Origin of the sequence: Pseudomonas sp. CFBP 13711 (assembly GCF_014842265.1) — a bacterium.
GTDB lineage: Bacteria > Pseudomonadota > Gammaproteobacteria > Pseudomonadales > Pseudomonadaceae > Aquipseudomonas.
The window spans coordinates 1,029,019-1,045,821 of the sequence record NZ_JACYVI010000001.1 but is presented as its reverse complement, the minus strand read 5'-3'; the positions used below and the strand labels follow the sequence as shown (position 1 = coordinate 1,045,821).

The following is a 16,803-nucleotide window of genomic DNA, read 5'->3' as shown; positions in this document are numbered from 1 at the left end:
CGGGTCTCTGGGTAATAGAGCCCGCCGGATTCTTCTTCTACTTCACTTGGGTGGTAGCGAAGTTATTAGTGGTGAGAGGGCTGATGTGGTAACCCTCCACGTTATGGCGCATTGCAGTGAACATTTTGGTATGGGCCATGCTGATCCATGGCAAATCCTGGTTGAAGATCACTTGAGCCTGCTCGTAAAGCGAAGCGCGTTCGGCCGGGTCGGTTTTTTCCCGCGCCTGATCGATCAACGTCTGGAACTTCTGATTGCACCAGCGCGAGTAGTTTTCGCCGTTTTTAGCGGCCTCGCAGCTGAGCAGTGGAGTCAGGAAGTTATCAGGGTCACCATTGTCACCTGCCCAGCCGGCCGACACCATGTCGTGTTCGCCGTTTTTGGCACGTTTGAGCATTTCGCCCCATTCCATGACGCGTATATCTAACTTAATGCCGACTTTGGCCAGGTCGGCCTGCATCATTTGTGCGCCCATGGTCGGGTTCGGGTTGGTCGCGCCACCGCCGTTGCGGGTGAACAGGGTCAGCACGGTGCCTTCAGGAACGCCGGCTTCCTTGAGCAAAGCGCGGGCCTTGTCCAGATCGTGAGCAGGGTTTTTCAGGTCTTTGTTGTAGCCCAGCAGCGTGTCCGGATACGGGTTCACGGCGACGGTGGCGTTGCCTTTGCCGAACAGGGCGTTGACGTAGGCTTCTTTATCAAACGCGATCTCGATCGCTTTACGCACCCGCACGTCACTCATGTACTTGTGCGTGGTGTTCATGGCGACGTACGCGGTGGTCATCGCGTTCAGTTCGTCGATCTTCAGGCTCGGGTCTTTCTTGATGTTCGGGATGTCATCGGGCTTCGGATACAGGGCGATCTGACATTCGTTTGCCTTGAGCTTCTGCAGGCGCACGTTGCTGTCGGTGGCGATGGCAAAGATCAGAGCGTCAGCCGGCGGCTTGCCCCGGAAATAATCCGCGTTGGCCTTGAAGCGAACCTGAGCATCCTTTGCGTAGCGCTGGAAGACGAACGGACCGGTGCCGATGGGCTGGCTGTTGAGGTTATCGGTCTTGTTGGCCTTGAGCAGCTGATCGGCGTATTCAGCCGAGTAAATCGAAGCAAAGGCCATGGCGACGTCCGCCAGGAACGGCGCTTCGCGGCGGGTCAGGGTGAACTTGACGGTGCTGTCGTCCACTTTCTCGACGTTCTTCAGCAGCTCTTTGAAACCCATGCTCTCGAAGTACGGGTAGCCGACCTGCGACTGTTTGTGCCACGGGTGGTTGGGGTCCAGTTGACGCTGGAAGCTCCAGACCACGTCATCGGCGTTCATCTCGCGGGTCGGTTTGAAGTAGTCGGTGGTGTGAAACTTGACGCCCTTGCGCAGGTGGAACGTGTAGGTCAGGCCGTCATCGCTGATCTCCCACGTGTCGGCCAATGCCGGGACGATTTCCGTGGTGCCTGGCCTGAAATCCACCAGACGGTTGTAAATGGTTTCCGCCGACGCATCGGCGGTCACGGCCGTGGTGTAGAGCGCCGTGTCGAAACCTTCCGGGCTGGCTTCGGTGCAGACCACCAGAGGCTTGGCCGATACGCCGACCGCGACGCTGAATACCGCCAGTGCGATCGCGCTGCGCAATGTTGCGAGTTTGAATGTCGATTTCAAGTAACGCACTCCGCAAGTGATGAAGCCATAAGTGAGTCGGTATCGGGCCACGAAGTTCGGTAAACCGCACCTTGAGGCCCGATCGATCGTGCTGATTACATAATGTTGAATGGAATCGTGGTCACCAGACGGAACTCGTTGATGTTGCCGTCAGCCTGGTTGGCGCTCGCGCGGTGAGTGGTGTAGGTCGCACGCATGGTCGAGGCCTTGAGTGGGCCGGACTGCAGGGTGTACGACGAGCCAACACCGTATTCGTAGTGAGTTTCGCCGTCCATACCGCGGACATCGTAAGCGGTGCCTTTGTAATGGGTACCGTCGATGTCGAAACCGCGCGCCTGATAGATGTTGAACTTCAGGCCTGGCACGCCGTAGTCGGCCATGTTCAGCAGGTAGCTCAGCTGAACCGACTTCTCGTTCGGGCCGTTGAAGTCCGAGAGCAGGGAGTTGGCCAGGAAGATGGCGTTGGTGTCGTGGACGTAGTCGAAGTAGGTGTCGCCTTCGACTTCCTGGTACGCAACGCTGAAGCTGTGCGCCTTGTGAGTGGCGGTCAACGACAGGCTGTACGTGTCGTTGTCGATCTCGCCCATCTTCTTCTGACCGGAATCCTTGGTCTTGTAGTAGTTCAGGTTGGTGCTCAGTCCCAGTACATCAGGGTCACCCAGTTCGTGGGTGAAAGCGAAGTAGTACTGATGCCAGAAGTCTTCGACGTTGGAGGCGTAGAAGCTGGTGGTCAGGCTCTTGAACGGCTTGTAATCCACGCCCGCCATGTCAACGCGATCGGCGGTGGCGGTGTTGTTGGTGTACTCGGAACGGAACTTGGTCAGGCTCTGCTCGGTACGTGGCGACACGCGGTCGAAGCTGCCGGCCTGGATCGAGATGTTGTTGAACTCTTCGCTCAGAATGCTCACACCTTCGAAGCTCGAAGGCAGCGCACGGTTGCCGATGTAAGCCAGCACCGGGGTGTTCATCGACTGACGGCCGGCGGTCAGGGTCGTGTTGGAAACGCGCGCCTTGATGTTGCCCAGGCCCAACTTGCTCCACTGTCCAACAGGGTCGCCGTTGTTCTCGGTCAGCGTACGGTTGGCGCCGCCCATCAGGTCGTCCTTGTCACGGTCCAGCGCAACGGCGTTGTAGACCGCCATTTGCGTGGCGAAGCCTACAGTGCCCTGGGTGAAGCCCGAGCTGTAGTCAACGATGGTGCCCTGAACCCAGTTGATCCGGCGCGGGTCGCTGTCGACGACGACGCCGTTCTCGCTGCGGCGGAACTCGCCGCCACGACGCAACAGTTCGTTGGCGTACCAGTTCTTGGTCGAACCGGTCAGTTTCGAGTCTTCCAGGAATCCCTTGGCTTCGCCCTGGAGGTTGCTGGTGGCCAGTGTGGTCGGAACGAATTCCTGACTGGTCGGCTCTGCCTGAGCCGCGACGCTGAGGGCGAGGACGGATAAGGCGAATACAGCGGTGCTGGCTTTTTTCACGTTTTGAAGCTCCCGATTGCTGCTTTTTTAGAGGCGGGCTTTTTATGGTGTAGCCCGCTCGGTGGTGCGGCCTCATGGCCATTTTCCTGCCTATCCGGCTAAACGCGGATAAAGCAATGCCAAAGGGCGTGGTTGCGCCCCCAGGCATGTTTTTGAATCAGTCGGCGATGCTGACGCCCGAGAAGTTGTTGCGATTGAACGGACTCACCAGAAAACCCTGCACTTCCTTACGCAGCGGCTGGATCACCGTCGAGTGGGCAATCGGCGTAATGGGGACCTGTTCTTTCAGGTAATGCTGCGCCTGTTTGTACAGCGCGATGCGCTGATCCTTGTTGGTGTTCGAGACAGCGGCCTTGACCAGCGCGTCGTATTTTTCGTCGCACCACATCGAGTAATTGTTGCCGCCGATGGACGCGCAGCTGTACAGCGTGCCCATCCAGTTGTCGGGGTCGCCATTGTCCCCGGTCCAGCCGATCAGCGAAATGTCGTGCTCGCCGTTCTTGCTGCGCTTGAGGTATTCGCCCCACTCGTAACTGACGATGGTCGCCTTGATGCCCACCTTGGCCCAGTCGGCCTGAAGCATCTGGGCCATCAGCTTGGCGTTGGGGTTGTAGGGGCGCTGAACCGGCATGGCCCAGAGGGTCAGTTCGGTGCCTTCCTTGACGCCGGCGGCGCGCAGCAACTCGCGGGCTTTTTCCGGGTTGTAGGGCGCGTCCTTGACCGTGTCGTCGTAAGACCACTGCGTCGGTGGCATCGAGTTCTGGGCCAGTTGCCCGGCGCCCTGATACACCGCAGCGATGATCGCTTGTTTATCCACCGCCATGTCCAGCGCCTGGCGGACCTGCAAGTTGTCCAGCGGGGCGTGGCGTACGTTGTACGAGATATAGCCGAGGTTGAAACCGGGCTTTTTGATGACCTGCAGGTTTTTGTCCGCTTCGATCGACTCTACGTCTGCCGGGCGCGGATTCAGCGTGACCTGACATTCATTCTTCTTGAGCTTTTGAATGCGCACCGACGCATCTGTATTGATCGCAAAGATCAACTGATCAATCTTGACCCGACTCGGGTCCCAGAACGCATTGTTTTTCACGTAGCGAATCTGCGAATCTTTTTGATAGCGCTGAAACACAAACGGGCCAGTGCCAATCGGCGCCTGGTTAATATCGCGCACATCACCCGTCGCCATCAGTTTGTCTGCATATTCAGCAGACAGGATTGACGCGAAGTTCATCGAGACGTTCTGGATGAACGCCGCGTCGACTTTGTTGAGTGTGAATACGACGGTCATCGGATCGGTCTTTTCCACCGACTTGATGTTCTTGTCCAGGCCCATGCTGGTGAAGAACGGAAACTCCGTCGGATAAGCAACGCGGAACGGATGGTCTTTGTGCAGCATGCGATTGAACGTGAACAAGACGTCGTCGGCATTGAAATCGCGCGTGGGCGTGAAGGTCTTGTTGCTGTGGAATTTGACGCCTTCGCGCAGATGGAACGTGTAGGTCAGGTTGTCAGGGGAGATGTCCCAGCTCGTTGCGAGAGCGGGTACGACGGTGGTCTCGCCGCGGGCGAACTCGGCGAGACGGTTGTAGATCGGCTCGGCGGCATCGTTGTCAGTGCCGGAGGTGTACTGACCGATATCAAACCCGGCCGGGCTGCCTTCCGAACAGAAGACCAGACTTTTGCTGGCAGCCTGAACGCCGGGCGTCATAGCCAGAAGCCCTGCGGCAATAAGTGATGGCATAACGATATTCGAACGCATGATATTCCTTATCGTAAGAAGCGCATTAAATGCGAATGCCTGCGCGATCCATGGCAATTGTTTGCGCAAATGGACAGTCAACGCCCGGATACATCTCACTGTTCAAGATAAACAACGGACAATATTGGCGGCTTGTCAGAAGGTATGTCTCTGGCGCCACACAGTCCATAGTTACGCGTGCTTCAAAGTTTGTAGGAAAAGTGCTTATCGTTAGTAGGCAAGGACTGTAAGCAAGTCGCTACTCATCTAACGATAGTCAATTTCATTTAACGATCGTGCACATGACAACGCGGTCGCGTTGCCCTGAGGCAACGCGACCGGTTGGTCATTTAAAGATATTACTTGCCGCTGACGCTGACGCCGTAGAACGAGTTCAGACCGAATGGGCTGATCTTGAAGTCCTGAACTTCTTTGCGCATCGGCTGATAAACAGTCGAGTGGGCAATTGGAGTCATAGGCACGGCATCTTTCAGCAGATGTTGAGCCTGCTTGTACAGCTCGGTGCGTTTGGCCTGATCGGTGGTTTCCTTGGCCTGGTGGATCAAGGTATCGAACGGCTTGTCACACCATTTGGCGAAGTTGTTGCCGTTAAGGGCGTCGCAGCCAAACAGGGTACCCAGCCAGTTGTCCGGGTCACCGTTGTCGCCGCTCCAGCCAATCAGCATGGCGCCGTTCTCGCCGGCCTTGGCACGGTTGATGTACTCGCCCCACTCATAGGAAACGATCTTGGCGTTGATGCCGATCTTCTTCCAGTCGTTCTGGAGCATCTCGGCCATCAGCTTGGCGTTCGGGTTGTAAGGACGCTGAACCGGCATCGCCCACAGGGTGATTTCGGTACCTTCCTTCACGCCGGCCTGCTTGAGCAGGTCCTTGGCTTTGGCGACGTCGTACGGAGCATCTTTGATGGTGGTGTCGTAGGACCACTGGGTCGGCGGCATGGCGTTGGTCGCCAGTTGGCCCGCGCCCTGATACACCGCGTCGATGATGGCTTTCTTGTCGACAGCCATGTCCAGCGCCTGACGTACTTTCAGGTCAGCCAGCGGGTTTGGCTTGTCTTCGCCCTTGATCTTCGGCATCACGTTGTAGGCGATGTAACCCAGGTTGAAGCCGGCCTGATCAGGCATCTTCAAAGCAGGGTCAGCCTTCAGTGGCGCGAGGTCGGCCGGACGCGGGTAAGCGGTGATCTGGCATTCGCCTTTCTTCAGCTTCTGCGCACGAACCGAGGCGTCAGTGGTGATGGCGAAAATCAGGTTGTCGACTTTGACGTCTTCAGGCTTCCAGTAGTCCTTGTTCCCGGTGAACCGGATGTTGGAGTCTTTCTGGTAGCTCTTGAACACGAACGGGCCAGTGCCGATCGGCTTCTGGTTGATGTCTTCCGGCTTGCCTTCTTTGAGCAACTGGGCGGCGTATTCAGCGGACTGAATGGACGCGAAGCTCATCGCCAGGTTCTGGATGAACGCAGCATCAACGGTGCCGAGGGTCATTCTGACGGTGTGATCGTCGACCTTCTCGATCTTGGTGATGTTGGTGTCCATCGCCATGTCGGTGAAGTACGGGAATTCGGTCGGGTACGCCTTACGGAACGGGTCGTCCTTGTTGATCATGCGGTTGAACGTGAACAGCACGTCATCGGCATTGAAGGTACGCGTCGGTTTGAAGTACGGCGTGGTGTGGAATTTCACACCTTCACGCAGGTGGAAGGTGTAGGTCAGGCCATCCGGGGCAACGTCCCAGCTGGTGGCCAGGCCTGGAATGACAGCGGTGCCGCCACGTTCGAACTGGCTCAAACGGTTGAAAACGGTCTCGGCCGAAGCATCGAAGTCGGTACCGGTGGTGTATTGACCTGGATCGAAACCAGCAGGGCTGCCTTCGGAGCAGAACACCAGATTCGATGCTGCATGGGCGAAGGGAGCGCTGGCGATCAAACCTGCGCCGAGAAGAAACGGAATGACCGCTTTTTTGAGCATGGTGGCCTCAGTTGTTGTCATTTTTTGATTGAGGGTACGGCCTTTTGAGCCTGTCCCGCGGATACTTATGCAGGCGCCATACCCAAAGCAAGATGCTGGCGCCAGCAAGGTGACAAACAGTGGCACGAACGTACACGAATGTCGCATAAGTGTAATTTCTGACGCTGTTGAACGTTTGCGTGTCGCATATCGATATCTTTGCAGCACCAAAATGGTGCATCGCAACGTGGCGATTGCACCCGCTTCGGTCATCAAGTGTTACTTCGCTGTTGGTTTCAGCGAATTATTTGGCCAGGCTCACGCCGTAGAAGGGCGTCAGGCCAAATGGGCTGAGTTTGAAATCCTGTACCTCTTTGCGCATCGGCTGAAATACTTTGGAATTGGCGATGGGTGTGATCGGCACGTCGTTTTTCAGAATGTTCTGCGCTTGCTGGTACAGCTTGATCCGCTCGTCTTTGTTGCTGGTCAGCTTGGCCTGGGTGACCAGCTTGTCGTAGGCCGGGTTGCACCACTTCGCGTAGTTGCTGCCCTTCACCGCGCCACAGCTGTACAGCACGCCCAGCCAGTTGTCGGGGTCACCATTGTCACCGGTCCAGCCGTAGATCATGACGTCATGCTCGCCGGCCTTGGCGCGCTTGATGTACTCGCCCCATTCATAGCTGACGATGTTGGCCTTGATACCGATCTTTGCCCAGTCCGACTGAATCATCTGCGCCGACATGCGCGCGTTGGGGTTGGACGCACGCTGCACGGTCATCGCCCACAGATTGATCTGCGTGCCCGGTGCAACGCCTGCCTCCTTGAGCAACTGCTTTGCTTTTTCAGGATCGTGGGGCGCGTCCTTGATATTTGGGTCAAAGCTCCATTGCGCCGGTGGCAGCGCGTTCTGTGCCAGTTGGCCTGCGCCCTGGTAAACCGCTTTGATGATGGCCGGCTTGTCGATCGCCATGTCCAGTGCCTGACGCACCTTCAGTTGATCGAGCGGCGGATGGGTCACGTTGTAGGCCAGAAAACCCAGGTTGAAACCGGCCTGGCTCAGCACCTTGAGATTCGGGTCTTTCTGCGCTTCTTCGATGTCCTGAGGGCGCGGATACCCGCTGATCTGGCACTCGCCGGTCTTGAGTTTCTGCAAGCGGGTGGCGGCGTCGGTGTTGATCGAGAAGATCAGGTTGTCGAGCTTCACGTCCTCCGGCTTCCAGTATTCCTTGTTGCCGACGTAACGGATCTGCGCGTCTTTCTGGTAGCGCTTGAACACGAATGGGCCTGTACCGATCGGCTTCAGGTTGATGTCGCCGGCCTTGCCTTGTTTGATCAGTTGCGCCGCGTATTCAGCCGACTGAATCGAGGCAAAGCTCATCGCCAGGTTCTGGATGAAGGCGGCATCGATGTTGTTCAGTTGAAAACGGACGGTCTGATCGTCGAGCTTTTCCACCTGCTTGATGGTGGTGTTCATGCCCATGTCGGTGAAGTACGGCGACTCCGACGGGTACGCCTTGCGGAACGGGTCGTCCGCATTCAGCAGGCGATTGAAGGTGAACAGCACGTCATCGGCGTTGAAGTCGCGGGTGGGTTTGAAATAGTCCGTGGTGTGGAATTTCACCCCGGGCCGTAAATGAAAGGTGTAGGTCAAGCCGTCGTCGGACACTTCCCATTTGGTAGCCAGCCCCGGCTCGACATCGGTGCCGCCGCGCTTGAACTGGGTGAGGCGGTTGAAGACTGTTTCTGCTGACGCATCGAACTCGGTGCCGCTGGTGTACTGACTGGGATCGAAGCCGGCAGGGCTGGCTTCCGAGCAATAGACAAGGGTGCTGGCCGCCTGCACCGAGGGAACGCACAGCGCCATTGCGGCTGCCAGGAGCAGGGGTTTGAAGGTTGTGTCCATGTGAACCTCATTAAGTGCGGCACTCATGCCTGAATTCATCGACGGGATGATAGACCGCCAAGAATGCCGCACGGCTCACTTGGGCAACAAGCCACGGAAATTCATAAGCTTATTACTTGATGAACGTTTGCAGCTCTTTCCACCAGGGTGTGCTGGAAACCACTTTCATGAAACCCTGCTCCAGAAAACCCTGCACGCCAGAGGTCTGAGAGGTTTTGCTGTTGAACACGTAGTCCAGATAGCTCTGACTGTTTTTGATGAGGGTGTTCTGGATGGCGCGGAGTTCATCGATCGCCGCTTGCTGGGTTTTGTCCAGCTCGCTCTTCGATTCACTGCGCGCCACTTCCGCCGGATTGCTGCCCGCCCATGCCGTGACGATCGGGTACTGCCACTCGCTGTCGGCGGGATGGCAAAAGAACGCCGATGCGACGGCGACCGGATCGGCGCCAGGTTTTCCTGCCCAGTGATCAACCATGGCCTGCGCGACCTGGCGCACGGCTTCGGTAGCGAGCAGCGCTGCCAGATCGTGAAGAGGGTGCTCGGCGTGGTCCTTGGAGAGTTGCGAGTGGCTCGGCTCCAGAGTCGGATCTATATTCGGGTCACTGCCCAGCAGGGTTTGCGCGTCGTCGACGCTGTTGCCGATCCAGGTCAGAACACCTTGCGCCGCGCTGTTATAGGCGTTCAAGAGAATGCCCGCCGGGGTGTTGATCAGCCAGCGATAGAACTTGAGGGTGTCTACGCCCATTTGCTTCGCAAGCGTCACCAGGCCGTCCCTGGCCGTGAGCAGCGCGTCGAATGCCTTGAAATAGTCCTGATCAGGATGTTCGCTCAGCAACACCATCATCACTTTATCCCGGTCCGAGCGATAACCCGGCTGGGTGAGCTCGAACTCCAGTTCCTGGGTGGAAAAGAGAATTTTGCCCAGCGGCCCCGCCAGACTGGCAATCACGTCGGTGGCCCCGAACGTGCCCGTGACCAATGGCAGATTCCATTTGACGTGAACAGGCGTTGTCCAGGGCAGAACCCTGACATGCCCGGCCTTGATCAGGCTCAGCTCTGCGAAGTTTGAATGGGCGAACAGGTCTTCGAGCACATGCAGGGCGGCGCCGAAGCTGCGCAGCCCGTCGAGGGAACGGCCTTTGCTCATGGCAAGACGCAGTTCTTGCTCCATGTAGCTCACCGCATTGCCGATGTAGCGCTTCATCGACGTGGCTCGGTCCGCACCCAGGGATGGATCGCCGGGTAGCACCCAGGCTTCAAAGTCGGGATCACGCACCTTCGGGTCCGGGAAGGGCGGATCAGTGACCAGCGGATTGTCGATGTGCTCTGTCGGGCGATAAACGCCGAGCTTTTCGCGCGTGACCTTCATTTCGTTGGGGTAGCGCATCCGCAAATCGACGAATTTTTTAGCGGCCAGCACATCGACGAGGTGGGTCCAGCTTGCGCGAGAGAGGGCCGCTGGAAACTCCTTTGGCATGTCTGCTGCGCGGGTGATCTTGGGATCGACGACCTGGGAGTAATCTCGCAGCCAGTTGCCGAAGTACACGGCGTCTATCTCTACTCGGCTGAAATTGAAATCCCGCAGAACCCACTCGATTGTCTGGTGGGTGCTGCCTTTGGCGTCAGTGCCCGCTTCGAAGGCTTCCCGATCGGAATTGCTGTGCGTTGGCTCGAAGCGCAGATCGGTCGAGGCCAGATAATCGCGAATGGCTTCGCAGGCTCTTTTCCACGACATCGCGTACTGACGGCCGGTGGCTGCACTTTCGGAATACGTGGCAAAGGTCAGTTCGTCCTGGGCCGGACGAGCAGCTTCGGTTATCCACAAGGTGAACAGATGGCCCTCTTCGAACGGCGCATCCGTTGCCACGGGTGCGTTCTCGTCGATCAGCTCATGGCGCAGGACATTGTCGATGTGGTGGCCGAATTCGTGGAGCAGTGCGGTGAGCAGCCACCAGTAGTGCTGTGGGTGGGCAGTGGTGCGGACGAAGAATCCCCAATCGACGCGGATGACGCGTTCGCGGTTGTCGTAGTCCGCTTCGAAACCCAGCTCCCAGGCAAGGAGGATCTCAGGGTTTGCCACTTCCCCTGCCAGCAGCTTGTCCTGCAGCTTCGTGTAGAGGTGATGCGGGATGTCGTTGCCGAAGATGTTGCTCATCTCCAGAGCAAAAGAATCTGGCGTGAGTTTTTTGGCCACTTGGGTCAGCAGGTCCAGCGCGAAGCTACTGCGTAACGTGCGGGTGGTCATGTCGACCGGAATGACGGGTTGAGCTTGAAAAGGCATGACTGGATTCTTCCTTGAATCATTAGCTGCGCACGGTCACACCCCATAGGAGGAGGCGGCCGTCATTGCGCGTTTAGGTTGGGTACTGCCGGGGACAATTCTATGTATTTCAGGCGACGTGAAAATCGGCCGAATCGCCCGGGGACGTAGGAGATAAGGGGCGCGCGGATGTGGAAGGGGCCACGGGACAGCGGGATAAAAGCAGGGGCGGGGGAGGGAAAAAGCGGCAGCCCTTGGCTGCCGCCGTGTGCATCAAGGAATAGCGACTTCGATGACACCGTCTGCCGCGACGCTGACCTGACTGGTGCCGGCCTCGACATCCGGCGTTGGCGCGGCGTCGGCACGGGCGGCCTTCATCATCATGACCGGCGCTCGCAGATACGGCTGCGGGAAACCGGAGGTGTTCAGGTTCAGATTGACCACCTTGTAGCCAGTGCCGCCCAGTGCGTCAGTCACCAGTTTGGCGCGGGCGCGGAAGGCCGTCACAGCGTCCTTGAGCAGAGCGTCTTCGCTGGTCTTGCGCGCGGGGTTGGAGATCGAGAAGTCCATGCCGCCCATTTTCATGTCGCCGCCCAACAGGTCGCCGGTCAACTTGGAGAGGGCAGCGAAGTCTGCGCTTTCCAGGCGCAGTTCGGCGTGCTCGCGCCAGCCGGTGATCTTCTGGCCTTTGTCGTCGTAGATCGGGTAGCTGTTGCGGCTGCCCTGACGAATGTTGATGTCCTTGACCTGACGCGCTTCGCCCAGGGCCTTGTTCAGGGTTTCAGTGACACCGGCCGCCAGTTTGGCCGGGTCGGTGTTTTGGGATTCGGTGTAGAGCGTGACGGTCATCAGGTCGCGCTGCACTTCCTGGCTGACCTCGGCGCGGACCGAAACCTGGTTGTAGTGAACGTCGTCGGCGAGGGCAGGGGTGCTGGCCAGCGCGAGTGCGCCCAGGGTAAACAATGTGGCAGTGGGACGAAGGCTGAACATAAAAACTCCTTGTTTGGCGAACCGTCCTGAGGCGCATTGCAAGCCCCCGGCGGACGGATGCCCATGAGACTGTGAACCCGGAGGCTTGTTCCTGCGCCGTCACACACCCGTCAGATGGATGTGGCGCTTTGACGCACTTTGACGGCAACTGTTGTCGCATTGGTTATACTCGCTCCGATTCGCCTGGAGCGCTCATCAGGAGAGCTCATGCTCGCCCCCTTGCAACTGCTTTCCGCCACCCGTCAGAACCTCTGGCGCCTGACGTTCATCCGCATTCTGGTGCTGGGTGCACAGGCAGGCTCGGTGGGGTTCGCCTACCTCTTCGATCTGCTGCCGCTGCCCTGGCTGCAGCTGGACATCACCCTCGGTTTTTCGGCGATCGTCTGCCTGCTGACCGCCATTCGTCTGCGCACCTCATGGCCGGTGACCGAACTCGAATACGCGGTGCAATTGGCGTTCGACCTGTTTATCCACAGCGCGCTGCTGTATTTCTCCGGCGGCTCGACCAACCCGTTCGTTTCTTATTATCTGGTGCCGCTGACCATCGCTGCAGTGACCCTGCCGTGGCGTTATTCGCTGATCCTGTCGGGCATCGCGCTGGCGCTGTACACGCTGATGCTGGCCAAGTTCTTCCCGCTGGATGCATTTGTGGCCCGCGAGAACATGCAGATCTACGGCATGTGGCTGAGCTTCGCGCTGGCGGCCGGGGTGATCACCTTCTTCGCCGCGCGCATGGCCGAAGAGCTGCGCCGTCAGGAACACATGCGTGCTTTGCGCCGCGAAGAAGGGGCGCGCGATCAGCAACTGTTGGCGGTGGCGACCGAAGCCGCTGGCGCCGCCCATGAGCTGGGCACGCCACTGGCGACGATGAGCGTGCTGCTCAAGGAAATGCAGCAGGACCACAGAGACCCCGCGTTACAGGAAGACCTCTCGGTGCTGCAGGATCAGGTCAAGCTGTGCAAAGAGACGCTGCAGCAACTGGTTCGCGCCGCTGAGGCGAATCGTCGGCTCTCGGTGCAGGAACAGACCGTTACGCACTGGCTCGATCAGGCGCTCAACCGCTGGCACTTGATGCGCCCGGAAGCCACTTACCGCTTTCAACGGCTGGGGCAGGGCGACGTGCCGATGCTGGCGCCGCCGCCGGATCTCACTCAGGCGCTGCTGAACCTGCTCAACAATGCCGCCGATGCCTGCGCCGAAGGGCTCGAGGTGAATCTGGACTGGACCGCCACTGAAATCCGCATCAGCATCCGCGATCATGGCGCCGGTGTACCACTGGCCATCGCCGAGCAGATCGGCAAACCCTTTTTTACCACCAAGGGCAAAGGCTTCGGCCTGGGCCTGTTCTTGAGTAAGGCCAGCGTGACCCGCGCGGGCGGCTCGGTGAAACTCTATCCTCACGAGGAAGGCGGCACGCTTACCGAGCTGCGCCTGCCCCGTGACGCACGAGGAGATGAAGCATGACTGACGAAATCCAGGTTGAAGGCGAAGAACTGCCGCACCTGCTGTTGGTGGACGATGACGCCACTTTCACCCGCGTGATGGCACGGGCCATGGCGCGCCGTGGCTTTCGCGTGAGCACTGCCGGTTCCGCCGACGAGGGCCTGGCCCTCGCGCAGCAGGACATTCCGGACTACGCCGCCGTCGATTTGAAGATGGAAGGCGACTCGGGGCTGGTGCTGTTGCCCAAGTTGCTGGAACTGGACCCGGAAATGCGCGTGCTGATCCTGACCGGTTACTCGAGCATCGCCACCGCAGTCGAAGCAATCAAGCGCGGCGCCTGCAACTACCTGTGCAAACCGGCCGATGCCGATGACGTGCTGGCAGCGCTGCTGTCCGAACATGCCGATCTGGACACGCTGGTGCCGGAAAATCCGATGTCGGTTGACCGTTTGCAGTGGGAGCACATTCAGCGCGTGCTGACCGAGCACGAAGGCAATATCTCCGCCACGGCGCGGGCGCTGGGCATGCATCGACGCACCTTGCAGCGCAAGTTGCAGAAGCGCCCGGTCCGTCGTTAAGCAGGGACTGCTTTTTAAAGATTTATTCATGGAAGATCGTCTGTGGCGTCTGGCACATTGGCGCCAACGCCTATAACTGCCCGCTGCCGAGCTTTTTGCCATGAATTTTGATGTAGATGAATCCAGGGTCAATGACGCTGTGAACGGGAATTTCTTTTCCCGGGTCTGGAAGCTGGTGACGCCTTACTGGCGCAGCGAAGAAAAAGGCATGGCCTGGGTGCTGTTGATCGCAGTGATCGTGCTGTCGCTGTTCAGCGTGTTCATTTCGGTGTTGGTCAACAGCTGGTACCGCGACTTCTACAACGCGCTGCAGAATAAGGACCTGGGGGCCTTCACCCATCTCATCCTCTACTTCTGCGGCATTGCCGCCATTGCCATTCTCGGCGCGGTGTATCGCCTCTATCTGACCCAGATGCTGACCATCCGCTGGCGTCGCTGGCTGACCGAACAGCATTTCGCCAAATGGCTCGCGCACAAGAATTACTATCGGCTGGAGCAGGGCGGTTACACCGATAACCCTGACCAGCGTCTGTCCGAAGACCTCAACAACTTCACGTCTGACACCCTCAGCCTGAGCCTCGGCCTGCTGCGCACCGTGGTCAGTCTGGTGTCGTTCTCGGTGATCCTGTGGGGTGTGTCCGGCAGCATCGAGCTGCTCGGCATCACCATTCCGGGCTACATGTTCTGGGCCGCACTTATTTATGCCGCGGTGGGCAGCTTGCTGACTCACTTGATCGGCAAACGCCTGATCGTCCTGAGCAACCAGCAACAGCGCTACGAAGCCGACATGCGTTTCTCGCTGGTGCGCGTTCGCGAGAACGCCGAAAGCATCGCCCTGTCCGATGGCGAGGCCAACGAGAATCAGCGCCTGAGCGCGCGATTCGGCATGGTCTGGAGCAACTTCTGGACGATCATGAAGGTGCAGAAGCGCCTGACGTTCTTCACCGCTGGTTACTCACAAATCGCCATCGTGTTCGCCTTTGTTGTGGCCGCGCCGCGTTATTTCGCGGGCAAGATCGAATTGGGCGAGCTGATGCAAATCAACTCGGCCTTCGGCAACGTGCAGGAGAATTTCAGCTGGTTCATCGACGCGTACACCCAACTGGCATCGTGGCGCGCCACCTGTGATCGTCTGCTCAGCTTCCGTCAGGCCATGGACGAAAACGAAGCGCGCGTGCCGGCCATCCAGGTCAGTCATGAAAGCAACGCCTTGCAGCTTGAAGGCCTGGCGCTATCCCTCGCAGGCGGTCGCCAGCTACTGAACAACGCAAACATCAGCATTGCAGCAGGTGAGAAGGTCATGCTCAGCGGCCGCTCCGGCAGTGGCAAAAGTACGCTGCTGCGGGCGATGGGCGGGTTGTGGAAAGAGGGCCATGGTGCGGTGAAATTACCGGCCAAACGCGCGTTTTTCCTGCCGCAAAAACCGTATCTGCCGATCGGCACGTTGCGGGAGGCGTTGAGTTATCCCCAGGCGCCCGAGGTCTATCCTGTAGAGCGCTTCGCCCAAGTGTTGGAAACCTGCCGCCTGGGTCATCTGATTCCACGACTGGACGAGAGCGAGCATTGGCAGCGCATGCTCTCGCCGGGCGAGCAACAACGCGTCGCGTTCGCCCGCGCCCTGCTGTTCGCGCCGGACTGGTTGTATTTGGATGAAGCCACATCAGCGATGGATGAAGAGGATGAAGCCGCGTTGTATCAGGCGCTGCTGGACGAATTGCCGGGTGTGACCTTACTCAGCATCGGCCACCGCAGCAGCCTCAAGCGCTTCCATCGTCGTCACGTGCGCATTGACGGTGGCCAGTTGCACGAGCAGCCGCTAACCGAAACGGCACTTTGAGCGTAGAGTGCTGAAGCGATAAAGTGTCGTAACCAGGCGCCTCGCCGGGGTTGTTGTGTGATCAGACAACCCGGTGAGCTATCATCAGCGTTCAGCGTATTTAGAGATGCATGTTGGATATGGAAAATCAGAGCGCTCCGCCTCGCGCCCGCCGAAAGCACCGCAGTCTCGCGCAGGAATTGGTCACCGAACTCTCCGAGCGCATCCGTAGTGGCGGGCTCAAGCGCGGCGATAAGTTGCCCACCGAGTCCGCCATCATGGAAGAGCAGGGCGTCAGCCGTACCGTCGTACGCGAAGCCATCTCGCGGCTGCAGGCGTCCGGGCTGGTGGAAACCCGGCATGGCATTGGCACTTTTGTCCTCGACACGCCAAGCCCGAGCGGATTCCGTATCGACCCGGCGACCATCGTCACCCTGCGCGACGTCCTGGCGATTCTCGAGCTGCGCATCAGTCTTGAAGTCGAGTCGGCCGGCCTGGCTGCTCAACGCCGATCCGCCGAACAACTGGCGGACATGCGCGCCGCCCTCGATGCTCTCAACGAAAGCGCGGCCCATGCCAGCGATGCCGTCGGCGCCGATTTCCAGTTCCACATGGCAATTGCCCTGTCGACCGGCAACCGCTACTTCACCGACATCATGAATCACTTGGGTACGAGCATCATCCCCCGTACCCGGCTGAACTCGGCGCGCCTCGCTCATGATGACAACCAGCATTACATGAGCCGCCTGAGCCGCGAGCATGAGGAAATCTACGACGCCATCGCGCGCCAGGACTCCGACGCCGCTCGCGCCGCCATGCGCCTGCACCTGACCAACAGCCGCGAACGACTGCGCCATGCCCATGAAGAGGCTGAATCGCAGCGGGCTTGAGGTGGATTGTTTGAAAGGGCATGGCGTAGCTGCGCTGCCCTCGATTGAAGCGGTTGCGGGGATTGGTTAATAGCCTTGGGATTGCCCCTTTGCTCCTT

At 58.8% G+C, this 16,803-nt stretch carries 11 protein-coding genes; 4 read left to right on the top strand and 7 right to left on the bottom strand.

All coding sequences use genetic code 11. The annotated features are described in order from the left end of the window. Positions 1–37: 37 nt before the first annotated feature. From IFT47_RS04730 to IFT47_RS04700, 7 genes are all read right to left on the bottom strand, one after another. Complete coding sequence (locus IFT47_RS04730; RefSeq protein ID WP_192170676.1) at positions 38–1,645, bottom strand: ABC transporter substrate-binding protein; 1,608 nt, start codon at positions 1,643–1,645, stop codon at positions 38–40. A 95-nt stretch (positions 1,646–1,740) separates the two neighbouring features. Beyond that, the gene (locus IFT47_RS04725) at positions 1,741–3,120 is read right to left on the bottom strand and encodes an OprD family outer membrane porin (protein WP_192170677.1); all 1,380 of its coding nucleotides are present in this window, start codon (positions 3,118–3,120) and stop codon (positions 1,741–1,743) included. 157 nt (positions 3,121–3,277) lie between these two features. Beyond that, on the bottom strand, positions 3,278–4,879 hold the full coding sequence (locus IFT47_RS04720) for an ABC transporter substrate-binding protein (RefSeq protein ID WP_192170678.1): 1,602 nt from the start codon (positions 4,877–4,879) through the stop codon (positions 3,278–3,280). A gap of 338 nt (positions 4,880–5,217) precedes the next feature. Further along, positions 5,218–6,846, bottom strand: coding sequence for an ABC transporter substrate-binding protein (locus IFT47_RS04715; RefSeq protein ID WP_192170679.1), 1,629 nt, complete (start codon positions 6,844–6,846; stop codon positions 5,218–5,220). Between the two features lie 283 nt (positions 6,847–7,129). Next, positions 7,130–8,728, bottom strand: a complete 1,599-nt coding sequence (locus IFT47_RS04710; RefSeq protein WP_192170680.1) for an ABC transporter substrate-binding protein — start codon at positions 8,726–8,728, stop codon at positions 7,130–7,132. A gap of 112 nt (positions 8,729–8,840) precedes the next feature. Beyond that, positions 8,841–11,009, bottom strand: coding sequence for an HET-C-related protein (locus IFT47_RS04705; protein ID WP_192170681.1), 2,169 nt, complete (start codon positions 11,007–11,009; stop codon positions 8,841–8,843). 252 nt (positions 11,010–11,261) lie between these two features. Further along, positions 11,262–11,978: an SIMPL domain-containing protein gene (locus IFT47_RS04700; protein WP_192170682.1), complete on the bottom strand. Its 717-nt coding sequence runs from the start codon at positions 11,976–11,978 to the stop codon at positions 11,262–11,264. 207 nt (positions 11,979–12,185) lie between these two features. Here IFT47_RS04700 and IFT47_RS04695 point away from each other — a divergent pair, with 207 nt between their 5' ends. From IFT47_RS04695 to IFT47_RS04680, 4 genes are all read left to right on the top strand, one after another. After that, on the top strand, positions 12,186–13,442 hold the full coding sequence (locus IFT47_RS04695) for an ATP-binding protein (protein WP_192170683.1): 1,257 nt from the start codon (positions 12,186–12,188) through the stop codon (positions 13,440–13,442). Next, a complete protein-coding gene (locus tag IFT47_RS04690; RefSeq protein WP_065990162.1) occupies positions 13,439–13,999 on the top strand; it encodes a response regulator transcription factor in 561 nt (186 codons plus the stop codon). The genes IFT47_RS04695 and IFT47_RS04690 overlap by 4 nt, the downstream gene beginning before the upstream one ends. A gap of 100 nt (positions 14,000–14,099) precedes the next feature. Further along, positions 14,100–15,836, top strand: coding sequence for an ABC transporter ATP-binding protein/permease (locus IFT47_RS04685; RefSeq protein WP_192170684.1), 1,737 nt, complete (start codon positions 14,100–14,102; stop codon positions 15,834–15,836). Positions 15,837–15,955: 119 nt separating this feature from the next. Continuing rightward, positions 15,956–16,705 (top strand): FadR/GntR family transcriptional regulator, encoded by a 750-nt coding sequence (locus IFT47_RS04680; protein ID WP_074886528.1) that lies wholly within the window; start codon positions 15,956–15,958, stop codon positions 16,703–16,705. Positions 16,706–16,803 lie beyond the last annotated feature (98 nt).

Bases quoted from the DNA above. Each gene is read 5' to 3' on its own strand.
- IFT47_RS04715 (WP_192170679.1), bottom strand. From the start codon at position 6,846: ATGCTCAAAAAAGCGGTCATTCCGTTTCTTCTCGGCGCAGGTTTGATC.
- IFT47_RS04695 (WP_192170683.1), top strand. From the start codon at position 12,186: ATGCTCGCCCCCTTGCAACTGCTTTCCGCCACCCGTCAGAACCTCTGG.
- IFT47_RS04720 (WP_192170678.1), bottom strand. From the start codon at position 4,879: ATGCGTTCGAATATCGTTATGCCATCACTTATTGCCGCAGGGCTTCTG.
- IFT47_RS04700 (WP_192170682.1), bottom strand. From the start codon at position 11,978: ATGTTCAGCCTTCGTCCCACTGCCACATTGTTTACCCTGGGCGCACTC.
- IFT47_RS04690 (WP_065990162.1), top strand. From the start codon at position 13,439: ATGACTGACGAAATCCAGGTTGAAGGCGAAGAACTGCCGCACCTGCTG.
- IFT47_RS04680 (WP_074886528.1), top strand. From the start codon at position 15,956: ATGGAAAATCAGAGCGCTCCGCCTCGCGCCCGCCGAAAGCACCGCAGT.
- IFT47_RS04705 (WP_192170681.1), bottom strand. From the start codon at position 11,009: ATGCCTTTTCAAGCTCAACCCGTCATTCCGGTCGACATGACCACCCGC.
- IFT47_RS04710 (WP_192170680.1), bottom strand. From the start codon at position 8,728: ATGGACACAACCTTCAAACCCCTGCTCCTGGCAGCCGCAATGGCGCTG.
- IFT47_RS04685 (WP_192170684.1), top strand. From the start codon at position 14,100: ATGAATTTTGATGTAGATGAATCCAGGGTCAATGACGCTGTGAACGGG.